Origin of the sequence: Shimazuella soli, assembly GCF_022511585.1 — a bacterium.
GTDB lineage: Bacteria > Bacillota > Bacilli > Thermoactinomycetales > Thermoactinomycetaceae > Shimazuella > Shimazuella soli.
On record NZ_JAKWBN010000002.1, the window covers coordinates 625,518 to 644,051 of the forward strand.

Consider the following 18,534-nt stretch of genomic DNA (forward strand, 5'->3'; position numbering starts at 1 on the left):
GATTGCCGTTTGTATCAACAGATAATTCGATATAAAACTTTATATTTTTAAGGAATCCGAAAGATAATTTACAATTTCATTACAATAACAAAATCATTTATTAATACTAAATATCATTTTGTTATTTATAATTTGAATAATCCTATTAGATTATTACATATAATCCATAGGATAAATAATAGGGAGGTGTATGGAAGTGAAGAAAGGGAAGTTGAAGTTGTTAGGATTGACCTTTATTTTTATGCTTTCAATTTTCGCCTCAGGATTTGCTGATATATTAGGGGACACGGTAAGCGCAAAAACGGGAGCATATTAATAACATTGGAGATTAAATTGGTTTAAATGAAAACGAATTCAATATGTAAAAGAGCGTCCATTGGTCGCTCTTTTACGTTGTCAGGAAGTGTAAATTTGTTGTTAGAAGCACATTTGCTTTTAGGAAGGGTCTACTTCGTCATAGGATAAAGTGACGACTCTTGTATAATCCCCTTTAGTGATTTCTTCTTTGGATGCTTTTTGATCTAATTCTTCTTGATCATCCATACCGTTTGCAATCGTAGGTTCTTTCTGTTTGTCATTTTTCTCCATATAAATCACTCCTTTTTTGTATTATTACCAGTTGACGTAATTTATATGGATTTAGAGATTTTTATCAATCTCTTGGCTCTGCATTATAACCCTTTTGTCCATAAGGTTGTAATTTATCCAGCCACTTTCTCTTTAATTTCTTGAGTTCCCAGCGTTTATCTAAAACTTTTTCTGCATCTTTTTGTTCTAGTACCTCATATTGAAATGCTTCACTTCCAAGTTCCTTCCAATCTTTTTGCAACGCAGCATTTGCAAATTTTCCCATATCTAATTGCCACTGAATGGTCATCCATTTATTTTTCAGGTTGGGATAACTATTGATGAAGATTTTTTCGTTATTTTTATTTGTTATTTGAATGACACCCATATATGTTTTTATCTGTTTGTATTGCTCTTTTAACTCTTTGCGCTTGTCACTATCCATGTATATAGTGCTCCTTTTCAGATAGTCCGATTTTAATAGCCCATCTCTTTTAAAATTCTGGCTAGAACACGCAATCTTTCTCCAATTATTTCATCATCTTCACTAAGGACTTGGTTAAATAACTTAATATCTTCCTCAATCATTTCATTGTCTGTACAGACTGCTACCGTCATAGCATCACCTTGTAGCCCAACCCGATCAATAGTAGGTTTTTCTTTATCGTATAGGTTCTCATATCGATAAGCTTCGCGAAAGTGAAGCTTTGCTCTGCATACTAAAATGGCAAGATCCAAAACACGATGCAGGGGTAGTTCTTCCGATTGTCTAGACCATTTTCCTCCTGTATGCCTCCATACTTTTGCTGAAACATCTACTTTCCCTCGATCATTCCACTGAGCTAGCCCCAAAGATAGTCCTTTTGCATCAGAATGGTAAGCGTTTCTACCATCTATATTTTCGTAGTTATCAGAAACGATGACTGGTTTATGTTTTAAAGCAGTTGGTATTTTCATGTGTTTTCCTCCTAGGATATTTAGTGATTTAGTAAACTACTAAATTACCAAATAGACAATTCAATCTAACATTATTCAAAAGATACTGTCAATCATTTTTTTGCTTTCGTTATTGAAAGAGAGGGAAGGTGGTTGGAGCAGGACGAACAAGGGTTTATAAAGTACGGGCAGTTTAAAATGTATAAGCCGGCTGAGGAAAAATATAAAGGCAGCCCACTAAGCTTGAGCATGCCTCTTCTTTAAGGGTATAACCTTTGGCGATATAGGATGAAGGTACTTAGAAATCAGCTTTGGCGCTATCCCATGGGGAGATGTTTGTATCGATACCTTTGCCAGATTCGATTTGATCTTCTATTCCTTTTCCATCTTGCCATTCGGTTACCTTTTCTCCACCTGATCCAGACCAAGGATTTTTCAGAATATCATCAGAACTACCCATAAGGAAACCTCCCTGAACTAAGATGTTTTAATATGTGCAGTGAACCTCGAAAAGGGAAGCGTAAAAGGCGGAGTAATCCCGCTACCAAAGAAAATGGATAAGATTATTTGCCTGATTTCTTAATGTCATAATTTCGAAAAAAGGGATACATTGATATACTTTTCTAAAAAGCAGCAAGGGTGAAAATACATGAGAATTTTAGTTGCGGATGACGAGAAGAACATCACGGATGCGATTGGTTATGCATTGCGTCGAGAGGGATACACGGTTGAAGTGGCTTATGAGGGAGAGGAGGCCGAACAAAAAATTGCTGCTTTCCAGCCTCATGTAGCTATTTTGGATATCATGATGCCAAACCGGTCAGGCTATGAAATTTGTCGGAAGTACGAAAATCGGGATAAAATGGGGATTATTTTAGTGACTGCCAAAACAGATATTTCGGACAAGGTTCTTGGTCTGGACTTAGGTGCGGATGATTATATTACAAAACCTTTTGATATGCGGGAATTGCTCGCACGAGTGAAATCGTTACTTAGACGATTTCAAAAGTTTGACCAAAATGAAAATGAAATGATCCAAATTCATGATCTGCAAATCGAGCAAAAAAAGCGAAGAGCCGAACTGAATAATCAACCTCTTGAGCTAACTCCAAAAGAGTTCGATTTATTAGTATTAATGACCACGAATTTGGAACGAGTATACTCGAGAGAGGAACTGCTTGATCTCATATGGGGAATGGATTACATTGGCGGGACCCGTACAGTCGATATTCACATTCGTAGGTTGCGGCAAAAGCTAGGGAGCTATAAGGAGTTAATCCAAACTGTACATCGAGTCGGATACAAGGCAGTAGGGAAAATAAAATGAGAAGCAGTGTAAAAGTAAAATCTAGCATTTTTCTTGCGATCCTTTTGCTAGGAACGATATTTTTTATAACCTTGAGATCGAAAAAACCCACGGTTTTAATAGTGGGATGAAAAGCGATCGCAGACGAGTGTTAACTTTTTCCACAAGTCTGACTATTTTTGGATATACTTGACAAAAAGCAAACATACGATCTATAATATTCGCAAAATTCCTAACGAGGAGGTGATCCTATGCATAAAGCATTTTCCTACCGTCTTAAACCGACCAAAGCACAAGCAACACTGATCCACAAATCCATCGGCTGTAGCCGTTTTGTATTCAATCACTTTCTTGGCGAATGGAACAAAATGTATCAAGAAACTGGGAAAGGGCTGACCTATTCCACCTGTTCCCGTGTCCTGACAGAGAAAAAGCGGGAATTAGCGTGGCTGAAAGAAGTCGATTCCACTTCCCTGCAAAATACACTGAAACACCTTACGGATGCCTTTCGGCGCTTTTTCCAAAAACAAAACAATGCTCCGCGTTTCAAAAGCAGAAAAAATCGGGTGCAAGCGTATACGAGTCAGTGTAACTATCCTAAAAATAGCAAGCCGAGCATCGAAATAGAGGGAAGCAAAATCAAATTGCCAAAATTAGGTTGGGTAAAGTTTATCCGATCTAGAGAAATTTGTGGTCATATTTTGTCCGCAACGATCCGTCGTACACAGACGGGAAAATATAAAATATCCATCCTCTGCGAGGGATGTTACTTGCGATCCGTACCTGCAAGAAAAGAAGCCATTGGAATCGATTTAGGGCTGAAAGACTTTGCCATTTTCGATGATGGAACGAAAATAAATGCGAACCGATTTTTTCGCCAATACGAACAAAAGCTAGCAAAAGTGCAGCAAACGATGACACGAAGAAAAAAAGACGGCTCCAACTGGCACAAAGCACGTATCCAAGTGGCTCGCATCCATGAAAAAATCACCCATGCCCGCCATGATTTTTTGCATAAACTATCCACGAAACTGGTGTATGAAAACCAAGTCATCAGTATCGAAAACCTGCAAGTGAAGAATATGGTAAAAAATCATAAGCTGGCGAAATCGATCACCGATGCTTCGTGGTCGGAGTTTGTTATGATGTTAGAATACAAAGCGAAAGAATACGGAAGAAAAGTGGTGAAAGTGGGAAAAACCTTCCCCTCCAGCCAGCTTTGTTCGGGTTGTGGCTTCAAAAACAAAAAAGTGAAGCAACTACAGCTACGAGCATGGACATGCCCAGAATGCAACGAGCACCATGACCGAGATATCAATGCAGCCAAAAATATTTTGAAAGAAGGTAGAAGATTACTTGCCGTGGGGCTCACGGTCTAAGCTTGGTAAACTTCTTTGAAGTATGGGGATTACCCAAGAATCCCACGGCTTTAGCCGTGGGAGTTGTCAAGAGTGTATTCATCTTAAATGGAATTGAAAAAGATCAGATGAAACGAAACGAAAAAGATTTGATCGAACAAAGCGAAGAAGCTAATTTTTATATGCTGTTAAGTGGGAAAAATAACCAAAACCATTGAACAAAACTAAATCCCTCGTCTAGTTTGAATAAATGTGGGATTCACTAAGTTTTACAAATTGTAGGACGAAATCCTTTTGTATATTGTTAATGGTGCTTCATGACGGAAAAAAACGGCTAACTAGTATAAATTAGCTTTCTCTACAAAATTCCTCAATAATCTGCGCCTTTATCTCCTTAATAGGAAACTGCTTTGGATAAGTAGATATCATCAACATGATACCTTGAAGGGTTGAAGAAAAATATAATGATCGTTTTCTTGGTTCTATGAATCCTAATTTCTCAAATATCTCACATTGCAATTGAAATTGTTTGGAGTATTCATCGATCAGCATTTTCCCATATCTGGCTACAACTTCATCTGATTCAGGGTGAGTTTGCAAATGGAGATAGAACCGAAATGTTTCAGGTTTTTGATGTACATTATCGATCGCTCCTTCGATGATGTATTTCAATTGTTCAGTGGGCGATTCATAAAGCATTGCTTTTTCCATCACTTGAACTAATTCACCGATCCGATGTTCAATCATAGTAGCTAGAAGTTCTTCTTTACCTTTGTAATAATTGTAAAGAAGTCCTTTGGAGATACCAGCGTGTTTGGCAACGTCGTTAATAGAGGTAGCGTGATATCCTTGCTTCATGAATAATTCCATTGCTGCGGTTCGGATTTTTTCTATGGATATTTGCCGTATTCGTTCATTTTCTTTCTGTGTTCGTGGCATAACGTTATTCCTCCAAGAAGCGGGTAATATGATGAGTCAGTTCATTCGGATGGGTTAAGGTTACCATATGATCGGCATCAGATAGGAGCACAAAACGAATATCTGGAACCCTTTGGAAGTGTTCTGCAACGCGCTTGTTATCAGGGAGTTCCACTTCACCAATGATAAATAGCGTTTTGACGGATAGGTGCTCTAATCGTTTGATTGCAGGTTTTGGCCAAACGGATTCAAATGTAGTCCATTCCCCGATTTTCTTTAAATGATGACGAAGCATCTCTTCGATTAGTTCACGCTGAGGACTAGCCATCGTGATTTGATATAAAGGGGCACTTAGTGAAAGCTCTGCAACTTTATCCATATCAGGTAAAGCTGAATTGACTTTTTCCATCCAGTTTTTGAATTCTAACGAGCGTTCAAAGCCAGATAATTCAGGTGCGATTAATATAAGTTCTGATACTCTTTCTGGATATTCCAATGCGAAGTCGGTGGCGATTTGCCCTCCCATGGAATGTCCGACTAGGGTAGCTTGAGGAATTTGAAGATGATCAAGCAAATCGAGTAAATCTTGTATATAGTTAGCAGGCTTCACAGGTGATGGAGATCTACCGGCACCGCGTCCGTCTACTGCGATCACTTTATAGTTTTCGGCTAAAAGAGGTGCGACAAACGTCCAGTCCCGCAAATCAGCACCCCCACTGTGAAGAAGAACGATTGGTTTTCCAGTACCAGTTACTTCATAATACAAATCCATCACAATCACTCCATTCGATGATTACTCGTTGGGCTACTTATCATTTTATTATCGGTTGGACGTTTGGTCAATATAAAACCGGATCACTCCTATTTAAAATATCAAAACTCATAAAAGAAGCTCATCATCTCTTATGCTTGATGAGCTTCGTTCATGTATTCCTCCACTTGATCGAAAAACTCTCGAAATTCCAAAGCCATGTCATTCCATCCATTCTTTTTCATCCATTCGATCATATTTGCCATATGAGGACGTTTGGATGGAAAGTCTTCGTGATAGCCTAATTCCAGCAGTGGCTTCATTCGACCGATCATCTGAAATCCAAGAGTGATAAAATCAAACTTATTTTTTGCAAGCGGTGTCAAATATTGCAAACTTCTGTATTCCTTTTCCCAAGACTTCAATATACGACGTTTGGTGAAAGTTACTTCTTGTGTTTCGTATACCATTTTAAACCTCTTTGTATGTATTTTGGAAAATATTATAGCATTTCAGAAAGTGGAATTGTTCTAGTATTCTGTTTTGTAACAAAAAAATAATTTACGTATTACAAGTTAGTAATCTTGCTATTTCTGTATCGCCTAAGTTGATTTCGTTCCATAAGGTGAAGGAGTAACAAACTAGGAATTTATTTTTTATCTTGTAATATATGAAATATTGTGCATATTCTATAACTAGAATCAACCTTCTGTCCCACTATAACAAAGAAAAAGGGATAGAGAAGTTGATAAGGAAGAGTTTCCGGCTCGTAGAAAGGCAGATTCATGTGGAAACCGGACCCGGACATCTGGAATAGAAAAACGATCCTCACGGTCACTGTTCTGCTCATCATCGCACTCAATATCGATATTTATGGCAGTGCTTACACCTTGTGGATGAGCCTTCATAAAATGTCCTCCCTGATCATCGGAATGGCAATGATCACGACGTTTGTCGAAGTAAACGGGTGGACCATCAGCGGGGTACTGATTGACCGATATGGGACAAAGAAAGTCCAGTTTTTCTCCCTGCTGATTCTGCTCATCTCCGGAGCGACAGGGGCGATGTTGGATGGACTTGCCGTCTTGTGTTGTCTTCTCGTCCGATTTATGGTCTGTCAGATTGCATTGACTGCAAATACGATTCAGATCAGAGATCTGCTGCCAGAGGAAAAGCAGGGCAGGGGCTTCGGTCAGCTGTTTATGGTGGGTTTTTTTGGCGGAGTAGTCGGTGCCGCCATCGGGTCTTGGTTGGCAAGTGATTATCAGGCTGTATGGAAATGGGTTGGGCCCATTCTGACGATCTTTGGGATCGTAGTCTTGATGTATACACAGCAGTCTAATCGAGTACCGGAGAAAGCCTCCATTCGCCCTCATCCAGAAGTAATCCGGCTGAGTGTTCCATTGATTGGCATCATGGCCATCCAAAGTGTGTTTATCACTTTTGTGGTGATCGATTTGGGTGTCGAAAATGGAACCTTTGTCAGAGTGGGCAGCTATGCTGGCAGTGGTTTGGCTGGCTTGATTGTTCCCTTTCTGTTGAAACATATCAAGGAGAATGAGAAGGCGTTCATTCGATATGGTGTAATCGTTACATCAGCATCGTTGCTCTTCCTTTATTGGCCAAATGTGGTGGGGCTAATCGTAGCTTCCTTTGTTATCGGGATCATCTTCAATGGGATTCAAACCCAAATCCTAGGGACAAAGGTTTATCTCCTCACCGATCAAAAGGGAAGAGCTGCTTCGACAAGCCGGCTGGTTCAAGGGGCGGGTAGGATTATCGGTATCTATGGCCTTGGGATGATTCGAGATCATATCGGAAAATCCATGTGGCTCGTTCTGCCGATCATTCTCCTGGCCTCTCTTCCTGTGTTTGAGTGGACTTTTCGCCACTGTCCTGCATGGAAGAAATAGAGTCGGAAAGCTTCTAAAAAACGATCACTTCTCAATTCTTTATGGATTGGAAGTGATCGTCCCCTTTTGTAGAGAAAATTCTACCTTCGTGTTTCATAAGGTTCCCCTTATTATCTTAAAGATAAAACAAAAATCCAGTTCCGGTTGCCCGATCTGGATTCGTTTGCATCTATCCGATTATACACGAGTTACTTTGCCGGATTTGAGTGCTTTGGTGCTGACGTATACACGTTTTGGTTTGCCATCGACCAAAATACGAACTTTTTGTACGTTTACGCCCCATTTTTTGCGGGTTTTGCGATGGGAGTGACTTACATTGTTACCTGCATGTCCTTGTTTTCCTGTGATAAAGCAACGACGAGCCATTGTTACACCTCCTAACACTAACGTTTGCCATTGTAGCATATTCTGAGGGCTTCTTGCAATCCACTTTCCTTCTTCTGCTCCTTTATTGTACAATGAACAAAAGCCATTTTAAAATATCAGGCCATATAGTCTCTAATTAATATTCATTGGACAAAGAATACTATTATATCTGAGTCATATAAGGAAGGTTGATGAAATGAGTTTACAATTTTCAAACAAACTCGGTCACATCAATGTTGCAAATGATGTAATCGCAACTTTGGCCGGTGTTGCCGCACTTGAATGTTATGGTTTGGTAGGTATGGCTTCCCGTAGCCAACTAAAAGATGGGATTACAGAATTGCTAAGAAGGGATAATTCTTCTAAAGGAATAGAAGTACATACGGATAAAGATAATGTCACGATCGATATGCATATTATTGTTGGTTATGGTACAAAGATTTCAGAAGTAGCCAAAGGTGTACAATCAAGAGTGAAATATACCTTAAATGAGTTACTGGGCATTCAAGTAGAACATGTAAACATTTTTATTCAAGGCGTACGCCTAGTTAACGAAGATTAAGGAGGTCCTCGGTTGGAAAAAGCAACGATTAATGCACCTCTCTTTCTCTCGATGATGAGAGCTGGAGCGATGGAGTTGACGAATAATGTAGAACGAGTGAATGCGCTCAACGTCTTCCCAGTGCCAGATGGAGATACTGGAACGAACATGAATCTGACGATCACGACTGGCGTTGCGGAAATGGAAAAAAAAGCAGCAGAACCAACAGTAGGAAAGTTAGCGGAAGCGCTTTCAAAAGGTCTTTTGATGGGAGCTCGTGGGAATTCTGGAGTGATTTTATCTCAGTTGTTTCGCGGGTTTGCAAAATCTGTGTCAAAAAGCGAAGTCATCGGTCCAAAAGATTTAGCAGATGCTTTTCAAGCAGGAGTAGATACGGCATACAAAGCTGTAATTAAGCCAGTGGAAGGTACGGTTTTAACCGTGGCAAGAGAAGCGGCAGCAGCAGGTGTATTCCAAGCGCGTGTAGCAGATGATCCACTCCAAGTTATGGATGCTGTTGTGAAAGAAGCGCGAAAATCATTGGCTCGAACTCCGGATTTATTGCCAGTATTGAAGCAGACTGGTGTAGTAGATGCAGGAGGGCAAGGATTGGTATTTGTTTATGAAGGGATGAAAAAAGTGCTAGCTGGAGAAGAAGTGTCACTAGAAGCAAAACCTGCATCCAATTTGCCAAGCTTAAAAGATTTGGAGCACGAAGCACATGCTGGTGCAAATATCGACCCTGCTACGATCGTACATGGATACTGTACGGAGTTTATGATTTTACTTTCCACAACAAGACGGAAAACTCGTAAGTTCAATGAAGTTCATTTTCGTGAAGAGATATCTCAGTATGGAGATTCTTTATTAGTTGTTTCTGATGATGAACTGGTCAAAGTACATATACACGCAGAGCATCCAGGCGATGCATTAAACTATGCTTCTACATATGGCGACTTAACCCGGATTAAGATCGATAATATGCGGGAGCAGTTTGAAAACGTTACCGGAGTAGATGCTATTCATCAAGTACCTGTAGAAAAAAAAGAGCCAGAAAAACCATATGGGATTGTGGCAGTAGCTACAGGACAAGGGATTAGTGACATATTTGAAAGTGTGGGTGTCGACGTCGTGATCACTGGCGGTCAGTCGATGAATCCCAGCACAGAAGACTTAGTAAAAGCTGTGGAATCGATATCAGCAGAACATGTATTGATTTTACCGAATAACAAAAATATCATTTTGACAGCAGAGCAAGTAGGCCAGCTAGTGAATGTTGATGTAACCGTAATTCCAACGAAAACCATCCCACAGGGGTTGTCTGCTTTGCTGGCATTTGATGAAGAAAAAGAAATACAAGATAATAAAGAAAAGATGAATCGAGCTCTTACCTCTGTTCAATCTGGAGAAGTAACCTATGCAGTTCGTGATACGGTTGTGGATGGGATCACCATTGAAAAGGATGATTTTCTAGGGATTCGGGAAGGAAAGATTATTACTGCCGGAAAAAAGATGGTAGAAACTTCCTATGATCTCTTGTCTAATATGATGACATCAGAGACAGAAGTAGTTACCATATTGTTTGGCAGCGATGTATCCGAAGAGGAAACAAATGAATTAGTTTCTCGTTTAACTCAGTCATATCCTGATGTTGAATATGAAGTTTATGAAGGTGGCCAGCCACTTTATTATTTCTTGTTTGCTGTGGAGTAGGAGAAGGGGGAATGGTTTTTGGCACGTGTTCATGTGTTTACGGATAGTACAGCAGATATTCCCAAAGAACTTCAAGAGGAATTAAATATTCGTGTAATTCCGTTGAAGGTACATTTGGATAACCAATCTTATTTAGATGGAAAGACCCTCACTCCAGAGGAGTTTTATCGCAGATTGGAAGTAGCAGAACAACTTCCTACTACTTCACAGCCATCCCCTATGGATTTTTGTGATGCCTATAAACAAGCGATCGCAGATGGTGCAGAAGAGATCATCTCCATTCATCTTTCCTCAGCATTAAGTGGTACCTATCAGTCCGCTGTGTTAGCGAAAGGAATGTTAGAAGAGGAAGCAAATGTAAAATTAACCGTTGTTGATTCTAAATCTGCTTCTTATGGTATAGGGGTTGTTGTAGTAGCAGTAGCAAGAGCAGCACTTGCTGATAAAAGTTTAGAAGAATGTCTAGAGATTGCGAATTATTATATCGAAAATCAACAAATATATTTTTTAGTGGATACATTGGAATACTTAAAAAGAGGCGGTCGGATTGGAAAAGCGGCTGCTGTGGTTGGATCTCTTTTAAACATTAAACCCATACTTTCCATCAACAAAGAAGGCGAAATCTATCCAGTAGAAAAGGTTCGCGGTAAAAATAAAGCATTTGGCCGTATTTTAGAACTTGCTAAAGAAAAGATCCCAGAGGGTGCTCTGTCAGCTACAGTCATTCATGCTGATGCACCTGAAGAAGCGAGTCGATGGATGGAAAAGTTAATGAACCAGCCTGAATACGATATTCGAGAGAACGTGATTTCTTCGATTGGTCCTGTTATCGGTACACATACAGGGCCTGCTACCCTTGCTTATATACTAGTTCCTTTAAAGAAAGAATGATGAGACATGAAATATCGTACTGTATTTGATATTATTGGACCTGTAATGATTGGTCCATCCAGTTCCCATACAGCAGGTGCTGCAAGAATCGGTCGAACAGCTAGGACGGTATTTGGTCGAGTTCCCAAAGAGATTATCATCACTTTGTATGGATCATTTGCCAAAACATATCGAGGACATGGTACTGACATTGCGTTGGTAGGTGGAATACTTGACTTTGACACTTATGATGAACGCATGCCATTATCTTTACAAATGGCCAAAAAAGCAGGAATAGATGTTCGGTTTGTTGAATCAGAAGAAATAGCAGATCACCCAAATACAGCTCGAATCCATCTTTCTGATGATCAAGGAAAGTTAGAAGTAGTTGGTATTTCCATCGGTGGTGGAAAAATAGAGATTGTAGAGCTAAATGGCTTTGAATTAAAGCTTTCAGGAAACTCCCCAACTCTTCTTGTGCTTCATAAAGATCAATTTGGTGCTGTTGCTGATGTAGCTACTATTTTAGCGAAGCATGAGATTAATATTGGTTATATGCAAGTAGCTCGTAAAGAAAAAGGTTTGGAAGCGCTGATGTCTATAGAAACAGATCAAAGCGTCACACCAGAATTACTGAAAGAAATTCGTCAAAAATCGGGAATGTACTCAGTGACAGTGCTAAATAATTAGAGCCACCGCTAGTCGGTGGTTTCTATTTGATAATAATCCATTTCTATGCCATTCAAAAAATAATTGTCATTTTTCTTTCGAAAGGAGTAGGACCCGTGAATTTTCGAAGCGTAGCAGAATTAGTGGAACTAGCAGAAACAGAAGGGCTGAAAATTTCCGAAGTAATGATTCGACAAGAGGTCGAAGTGATGAACCGATCTCGTGAAGAGATTTGGGAGGAGATGGGAAGAAATTTAGATGTAATGGGACAAGCTATCGAACGAGGTCTATCTCAAGATGGCCGTTCGGCTAGTGGCTTGTCAGGTGGAGATGCGAAGCGCATTCAAACTTATAAAGAAACTGCCCCTGTACTGCTTTCAGGTGAAACTGTATTGGATGCAGTAGCTAGTGCAACCGCAGTCTCCGAAGTGAATGCAATGATGGGGATCATCGTAGCTACTCCCACTGCTGGTGCATGTGGTATACTGCCAGGTACTATTTTTACGACAGCTAAGAAGTTTCAGTTGGACCGCGATGCGATGATAGCAGGCTTATTTGTGTCAGGTGCGATAGGTTATTGCATTGCCAATAATGCATGTATCTCAGGTGCGACTGGTGGATGTCAAGCAGAAGTAGGGAGTGCGACTGCAATGGCGGCAGCAGCGGTGGTAGAAATGGCTGGAGGAACGCCTTCGCAAGCTGCAGAAGCAGTTGCCATCGCGTTGAAAAATATGTTGGGGCTCGTATGTGATCCGATTGCTGGTTTAGTAGAGGCTCCATGTGTAAAACGAAATGCAATGGGAGCAGCAATCGCAATGGTTGCAGCTGACTTAGCATTAGCAGGGGTGAAAAGTATTATTCCTACGGATGAAGTAATCAGCGCCATGTATAAAATTGGTCAAGATATGCCTGTTGCACTTCGTGAAACAGCACTTGGTGGATTGGCGGCCACTCCCACTGGAAAAGCCTTAGAGAGACAAATTTTTCAAAATACAAAGGAAGACGAATGACAAAACTTACAAATGTTCCCGTTACCGTATTGCCCGGAGTGGGACCAGAGAGGGCGATACAACTAGCTGAGTTAGGTATCAAAAGTATGGAGGATTTACTTACTTACTACCCTTTCCGCTATGATAACTATCAACTAATCAATCCAGTTGATGCTCTACATGAAGAAAGGGTAACTTTTCGTGGAAAGATAGTTGGCAGTCCCAGCATGCGCTGGTTTGGAAAAAAACAATCTCGTCTAACGGTAAAGATGGAAGTAGATAATATTCCCATTACGGTGATGTGGTTTAATCAACACTATTTAAAGCCAAAACTTTCATATGGCTCTACAGTAATGGTAACGGGAAGATGGGATCGTGAAAAATTATTGATCAATGGGGAGAGAACGTTTTTTAGTCAAAAAGAACAAGAAGCTCATCTTGGTCAATTTGAACCTATTTATTCCGTGACCAGTAAAATAAAAGTGTCTTGGTTAAGAAAACTCATCATGGAAGCTTTTAAGGAATACGGAAGTCAAATTGAAGAGGTGTTACCTGCAAGCTTACGTTCCAAATATCGATTGATATCAAGAGCAAAGGCAATATACTATCTTCATTTCCCAAGGGATATAAAAGACGGTCATCAGGCACGCCGAAGCATTGTTTATGAAGAGTTATTTCTTTATGAATGCCGTTTAATATGGTCCAGGTTACAAAACCGCCATGAGACAAAAGGAATATCTAGAGAAATCGACGAAAGAAAATTGAAAGAGATGATAGACAATCTATCATTTCCATTGACCAGTGCACAGCAGAGAGTAGTTGACGAAATTTGTGCTGATTTAAAATCTCCGTTTCAAATGAACCGCTTATTACAAGGAGATGTGGGTTCTGGAAAAACAGTTGTAGCGGCAATCGCTTTATATGCGAATTACTTATCTGGTTATCAAGGTGCCTTGATGGTACCTACTGAAATCTTAGCAGACCAGCACGCGACTTCTTTGAAATCGATTCTAGAGAAATGGGGATTAAAAGTAGTAACTCTAACGGGAAATATGAAAGCTGCGAGTAGGAGAGAAACGTTAGAGCAGATTCAGCAAGGTTCGGCTGATGTGATAGTTGGAACACATGCATTGATCCAGGAAGCTGTCGTATATCAAAAACTAGGTTTGGTCATCACAGATGAGCAGCACCGATTTGGAGTAAAACAGAGAGGTACGCTTCGTGAAAAAGGGGAGTTTCCAGACGTCTTGATGATGACAGCTACCCCGATTCCACGAACGTTGGCAATATCGGTGTATGGAGAAATGGATGTTTCGATTATTGATGAGATGCCAGCAGGACGTGAACCTATTGCAACTTATTGGGTGAAAAAAGAAGCATGGAAAAGAATTATGGCATTTGTGGCAAAAGAATGTAAGGCAGGCAGACAGGCATATATTATCTGTCCATTGATTGAGGAATCTGAAAAGTTAGATTTGGCTAATGCAGTAGAGTTATTTGAACAAGTGACACTGGAATTATCTCCTATTCGTGTCGGTCTATTGCATGGTCGCATGAGTTCTGTTGAAAAAGAGGAAATCATGGGTCTTTACGAACAAAATGATGTTCAAGTTTTAATTTCTACCACCGTAATTGAGGTTGGAGTGAATGTTCCCAATGCTACCGTTATGGTTATCTATGATGCTGATCGCTTTGGTTTAGCTCAATTGCACCAATTAAGAGGGAGAGTTGGCCGTGGAGGGGGAGCATCGACTTGTGTGTTAGTTGCAAATCCAAAATCAGAAACAGGAAAAGAACGGATGGAAATTATGACAGAAACGACAGATGGATTTGTGATTTCCGAAAGAGACCTGCAAATGAGGGGGCCGGGAGATTTTTTAGGAGTAAAACAGAGTGGTTTACCAGAGTTTCGCCTAGCTGATCTAACCCGTGATGAGCGAATTTTAGAAGTGGCTAGAAATGATGCAAAGGAAATTCTTCAATCTAAAGATGGAATAACTTCTGAAGAATACGAAGATTTGTTGAAAAGAGTGCAAACAGACGAATCCATATTAGATTAAAAGTAAAAGGTAGCAAATAGCTGCCTTTTTTCCTTTTTTATTGGAGAAAAATTTTGAGCGTAGAAGTTGAGTTACATACGAAATTTTCCCATAACCATTACTGCAAAACCTCTTGGCAAAATAAGTGATTATATATTTAATTGACAAATGAAATATTTTATTTTTAATATAAAAATATGGATTGTAAATTCTTTTTACATTATCAACTGACTAAAAAATGCAGCAGTTATTCCACTACAAAAATCAAAGGACAGGGAAAGCAGATGAGCATACTCATTCTTAATCAAAACAGCTATGAGTTTTTTCCTTACAAAGAATGGCTGGAAGATGTACAGGAAGAAATTTTGTTTCTCACTCATTCGTCGGTGGGAGAACAGTTTGAAAGTAACCGTTTTTTGTATTTTGAGTCTTTTCCTAATTATGAATCTGGATTGGTAGATTTTAGAGCCAAACAACTTTTTGAAAAGTATCAATATGATACCATCATCGCATTGCATGAATTTGATCTTTTGCGAGCTGCAAAATTACGAGAGAGCTTGGGAATAAAGGGTCAATCGTATGATAATGCACTTCGTTATCGAAATAAAATAAAGATGAAATCAGTTTTACAACAGAACGATAGAATAGAAATTCCTCACTTTCAAGAAATGAATTACCCCTTAGATGCTGTTCACTTTATCAGTCAATATAACTATCCTGTAGTCATAAAACCTGCTGACAGTGCAGGATCAATGGGGACAAGCGTGATTCATGATGAAAAAGATTTAGAAGAATTTGTAACCAATATGACGATGTATCAGTTTGCTAGTCATCAACCAACAAATAATCTATTGTTGGAATCATATGTACCTGGCGAAATGTATCATGTTGATGGGTATATTCAAGATAATGAGCTGATTCTTATCTGTGCGTCTAAGTACTTAGAAGATTCATTGATATACTTAGATCAAAATGATATAGCTGGCAGTTTTACACTCCCTCCAGATAATCCGCTTAGTAAGCGACTAATAGAAGAAACAAAAAAAGTAATTCATACTCTTGGTTCTGCTGAAAGTTTTATCTTTCATGCTGAATTCTTTCATACTCCTGACGATCGCTTAGTATTCTGTGAGATTGCCAGTCGTCCTGGTGGAGCTAGAATTATAGATATGATAGATGTCGCATATGATTTTCATATTACAAAAGCATTAACCCGCGCTTTTTGTGGGAAAGAAAAAACATTGTCAGCCGTGAGCCCAAAAAGGTTGGCGGGTCATGTTGTGCCAATCCCCAAAAAAGGAACACTGGTAGATGCTCCAATGGAGGCGCCTTTTCCTTGGATCGTTCAATACCGTTTAAATATTGAGTTAGGGACTAGTTTTGACGGGGTTTCCTATAGTTCTCATCATATTGCCTATATGATTGTGGAGGCGGATACAGAAAGTCAATTAAGAGAAAGGCTAATAGAAGCCAATAATTGGTTCCAACAAGCGTGTGTTTGGGAAAAATCTGAATAATACTGGAGGAAGAGTGATGGGCATAAAAAGATTTTTTCCCCCATACCCAGCAGGAGTTTGGTATCTTGCTGGGGTTAACTTTCTTACACGATTTATTACTTTTATGATGCTTCCTCTATCCATCATATATTTAGGGAAGATAGGGTATCAGGAGTCTGAAGTTGGATGGATTTTAGGAATTGGATGGATAATTGGTGCCTTTGGCGGGCCATTAGTAGGATATTTGGTCGATAAACTTGGTTCAAAGCGTGTTTATGCGGTTATTCTCATTCTATGGTCGGTGTCGTTTGTTGGCTATGGATTTACCCAATCATTTTGGATATTGATGTTTTTGGCAATACTCAATGGATTTTGCCGAAGTACGGTTGAGGTCGTCATATTATCTCGAATGTTTGCTTCTGTTTCAACTGATCAGCAGAGTAACATAAATCGCTTCCAATATATTATTTTAAATTGGGGAGCGATTATGGGAACTGTGGCTGGCGCGTATACTGGAAAGTATGTAGAACAAAATTGGTTTACGTACATGGGACTTGTTTTTCTAGTACTTATTGTCGTAGATAGATTTATTCCTCAAGGGAAACAAGAGAAAGATGAGAAGACAGAACAAACGCAATCTAATCCCTCCTTGGCAGAGGTAATGCGGATTATTTCCAAAGACCGAGTGTTATTACTTCTACTATTTTCAGGTATTTGCTATATGATAGGATATATTCAGTTAGACTCTACTATTCCCATTGCATTAAATGAGCAAAATCAGATGCACACCTATGCATTATTAAACGTGGAAAATTCCTTGCTAGTTATTGTCCTTGCTGTACCAATTATGAATTGGGCTTCTAAATGGAGACCTTCTGTCGTTGTGTTTATCATGTGTTTATTTGTAAGCCTTTCTTTACTCTGTTTTGCATTTACCTACGAACCTTTATATTATGTAGGTGTTTTGTTTTATACAATTGGGGAAATTGCCTTTTTCCCACTCTGGCGACAAAAAGTAGCTGATCTAGGTGGTTCTATGAAAGGAACATATCTAGGGTTAACCAATTTTTCTTACTTAGGCTTTTTCTTTGGCAGTTTTTTAGGAGGAACATTTTTTGAGCAGGGTGGAAGTCTGCTTGTTTTCTCGATTATGGCTATAATCGTCCAATTAACATTTTTGTTCTACATTTTTGCAGTGATGCTTCAAAACAAAAACGAAAAAGAAATTATACCGAGACAGGAAGCGTAACAAAGGAGAGAACTTATTGGATTTATCGACTTTTTTTGCCTATCCTCTTGCGGATATCCCTTATGTAGTAGTCGCCTTATTGCTGGCATTTACCGTACATGAATTAGCTCATGCCTACACTGCTTATCTATTTGGTGACCCAACTGCAAAAAATGAAGGAAGATTAACTTTAAATCCACTTGCACATATTGATCCGGTTGGGACAATCCTGATTTTTTTAATGGGGTTTGGTTGGGCCAAACCCGTTCCAGTTAATCGATTTTATTTTAAATCTCCAAGGAAAGCAGGGGTATGTGTAGCTTTAGCAGGTCCAGTTAGTAATTTGTTACTCGTTTTTGTGTTTATGGGAATCTTAAAAGTAGTTTTACTACTAGGAGGACTTGAGAGTCACGAAGCCATTGCAGAGGTATTATTTCGGTTGATTGATGTGGTGGTTCAGCTCAATCTTGTCTTGTTTCTTTTTAATCTTTTTCCATTTCCTCCGCTGGATGGATACCGGATAATAGAAGAGTTGGTAAGTCCGAGTTTACGATTAAAAATGCAACAATACGAACATTATGGATTACTTATCTTTGTTATTTTATGGATTACACCGCTTGGAGAATTTGTGCTTACTCCTGTATTTCAACTTGTAAGCCCAATGATATATCAATTTTTTGCATCTTTATTGGGAATTTCCTTTCCTTAAACGAAAACCACCAACTTTTTTATGAGTTGGTGGTTTTCATATGCACCCAATCTTTCAATTCGTGGGGAAGTTTCCCTTTTTTGATTTTTTAGTGAATTCGTTTCATTTTGCTTTCTATTGTGATAAATTAACACATGAATAAATATGTTAATTTAACATATAAGG

At 39.3% G+C, this 18,534-nt stretch carries 21 protein-coding genes; 13 read left to right on the forward strand and 8 right to left on the reverse strand.

The features are described 5' to 3' along the window. Window positions 1–435 precede the first annotated feature (435 nt). The 4 genes from MK805_RS08075 to MK805_RS08090 all read right to left on the reverse strand — a co-directional run bounded on the left by MK805_RS08075 (window position 436) and on the right by MK805_RS08090 (window position 1,963). Window positions 436–588: a hypothetical protein gene (locus MK805_RS08075; protein WP_240875070.1), complete on the reverse strand. Its 153-nt coding sequence runs from the start codon at window positions 586–588 to the stop codon at window positions 436–438. A 64-nt stretch (window positions 589–652) separates the two neighbouring features. Continuing rightward, window positions 653–1,012 (reverse strand): GIY-YIG nuclease family protein, encoded by a 360-nt coding sequence (locus MK805_RS08080; RefSeq protein ID WP_240875071.1) that lies wholly within the window; start codon window positions 1,010–1,012, stop codon window positions 653–655. Window positions 1,013–1,044: 32 nt separating this feature from the next. Continuing rightward, window positions 1,045–1,524, reverse strand: coding sequence for a DUF6530 family protein (locus MK805_RS08085; RefSeq protein ID WP_240875072.1), 480 nt, complete (start codon window positions 1,522–1,524; stop codon window positions 1,045–1,047). A 277-nt stretch (window positions 1,525–1,801) separates the two neighbouring features. Next, window positions 1,802–1,963: a hypothetical protein gene (locus tag MK805_RS08090; RefSeq protein WP_240875073.1), complete on the reverse strand. Its 162-nt coding sequence runs from the start codon at window positions 1,961–1,963 to the stop codon at window positions 1,802–1,804. Between the two features lie 189 nt (window positions 1,964–2,152). Between MK805_RS08090 and MK805_RS08095 the strand changes: the two genes are divergently transcribed. The 3 genes from MK805_RS08095 (at window position 2,153) to MK805_RS08105 (ending at window position 4,385) form a co-directional block, all read left to right on the forward strand. Continuing rightward, entirely contained in the window at window positions 2,153–2,830 is a 678-nt protein-coding gene (locus MK805_RS08095) for a response regulator transcription factor (RefSeq protein WP_240875074.1), read from the forward strand. A gap of 230 nt (window positions 2,831–3,060) precedes the next feature. Next, the gene (gene tnpB, locus MK805_RS08100) at window positions 3,061–4,188 is read left to right on the forward strand and encodes an IS200/IS605 family element RNA-guided endonuclease TnpB (RefSeq protein ID WP_240875075.1); all 1,128 of its coding nucleotides are present in this window, start codon (window positions 3,061–3,063) and stop codon (window positions 4,186–4,188) included. A gap of 2 nt (window positions 4,189–4,190) precedes the next feature. Next, entirely contained in the window at window positions 4,191–4,385 is a 195-nt protein-coding gene (locus tag MK805_RS08105; RefSeq protein WP_240875076.1) for a hypothetical protein, read from the forward strand. A 130-nt stretch (window positions 4,386–4,515) separates the two neighbouring features. Here MK805_RS08105 and MK805_RS08110 read toward each other — a convergent pair whose 3' ends face one another. From MK805_RS08110 to MK805_RS08120, 3 genes are all read right to left on the reverse strand, one after another. Continuing rightward, on the reverse strand, window positions 4,516–5,106 hold the full coding sequence (locus MK805_RS08110) for a TetR/AcrR family transcriptional regulator (protein WP_240875077.1): 591 nt from the start codon (window positions 5,104–5,106) through the stop codon (window positions 4,516–4,518). A 4-nt stretch (window positions 5,107–5,110) separates the two neighbouring features. After that, the gene (locus tag MK805_RS08115; protein WP_240875078.1) at window positions 5,111–5,857 is read right to left on the reverse strand and encodes an alpha/beta fold hydrolase; all 747 of its coding nucleotides are present in this window, start codon (window positions 5,855–5,857) and stop codon (window positions 5,111–5,113) included. A 131-nt stretch (window positions 5,858–5,988) separates the two neighbouring features. After that, the gene (locus MK805_RS08120) at window positions 5,989–6,306 is read right to left on the reverse strand and encodes a hypothetical protein (RefSeq protein ID WP_240875079.1); all 318 of its coding nucleotides are present in this window, start codon (window positions 6,304–6,306) and stop codon (window positions 5,989–5,991) included. 315 nt (window positions 6,307–6,621) lie between these two features. Here MK805_RS08120 and MK805_RS08125 point away from each other — a divergent pair, with 315 nt between their 5' ends. Then, window positions 6,622–7,749, forward strand: coding sequence for an MFS transporter (locus MK805_RS08125; protein WP_240875080.1), 1,128 nt, complete (start codon window positions 6,622–6,624; stop codon window positions 7,747–7,749). Between the two features lie 177 nt (window positions 7,750–7,926). On the opposite strand, the gene rpmB is transcribed toward MK805_RS08125, so the two are convergent. Then, window positions 7,927–8,115, reverse strand: a complete 189-nt coding sequence (gene rpmB, locus MK805_RS08130; protein ID WP_240875167.1) for a 50S ribosomal protein L28 — start codon at window positions 8,113–8,115, stop codon at window positions 7,927–7,929. A gap of 196 nt (window positions 8,116–8,311) precedes the next feature. Between rpmB and MK805_RS08135 the strand changes: the two genes are divergently transcribed. From MK805_RS08135 to MK805_RS08175, 9 genes are all read left to right on the forward strand, one after another. Continuing rightward, the gene (locus MK805_RS08135) at window positions 8,312–8,677 is read left to right on the forward strand and encodes an Asp23/Gls24 family envelope stress response protein (protein ID WP_240875081.1); all 366 of its coding nucleotides are present in this window, start codon (window positions 8,312–8,314) and stop codon (window positions 8,675–8,677) included. 12 nt (window positions 8,678–8,689) lie between these two features. After that, entirely contained in the window at window positions 8,690–10,369 is a 1,680-nt protein-coding gene (locus tag MK805_RS08140) for a DAK2 domain-containing protein (RefSeq protein ID WP_338057487.1), read from the forward strand. An 18-nt stretch (window positions 10,370–10,387) separates the two neighbouring features. Beyond that, complete coding sequence (locus MK805_RS08145) at window positions 10,388–11,260, forward strand: DegV family protein (RefSeq protein WP_240875082.1); 873 nt, start codon at window positions 10,388–10,390, stop codon at window positions 11,258–11,260. A gap of 6 nt (window positions 11,261–11,266) precedes the next feature. Beyond that, entirely contained in the window at window positions 11,267–11,929 is a 663-nt protein-coding gene (gene sdaAB, locus MK805_RS08150; RefSeq protein WP_240875083.1) for an L-serine ammonia-lyase, iron-sulfur-dependent subunit beta, read from the forward strand. A 95-nt stretch (window positions 11,930–12,024) separates the two neighbouring features. Then, window positions 12,025–12,918 carry an L-serine ammonia-lyase, iron-sulfur-dependent, subunit alpha gene (gene sdaAA / locus MK805_RS08155; RefSeq protein ID WP_240875084.1) on the forward strand — a complete coding sequence of 298 codons (894 nt, stop codon included), beginning with the start codon at window positions 12,025–12,027 and terminating at the stop codon, window positions 12,916–12,918. Next, a complete protein-coding gene (gene recG, locus MK805_RS08160) occupies window positions 12,915–14,957 on the forward strand; it encodes an ATP-dependent DNA helicase RecG (RefSeq protein WP_240875085.1) in 2,043 nt (680 codons plus the stop codon). The genes sdaAA and recG overlap by 4 nt, the downstream gene beginning before the upstream one ends. A gap of 263 nt (window positions 14,958–15,220) precedes the next feature. After that, window positions 15,221–16,453, forward strand: a complete 1,233-nt coding sequence (locus MK805_RS08165; protein WP_240875086.1) for an ATP-grasp domain-containing protein — start codon at window positions 15,221–15,223, stop codon at window positions 16,451–16,453. Window positions 16,454–16,469: 16 nt separating this feature from the next. Next, entirely contained in the window at window positions 16,470–17,681 is a 1,212-nt protein-coding gene (locus MK805_RS08170) for an MFS transporter (protein ID WP_240875087.1), read from the forward strand. A 16-nt stretch (window positions 17,682–17,697) separates the two neighbouring features. Beyond that, on the forward strand, window positions 17,698–18,369 hold the full coding sequence (locus tag MK805_RS08175; protein WP_240875088.1) for a site-2 protease family protein: 672 nt from the start codon (window positions 17,698–17,700) through the stop codon (window positions 18,367–18,369). Window positions 18,370–18,534 lie beyond the last annotated feature (165 nt).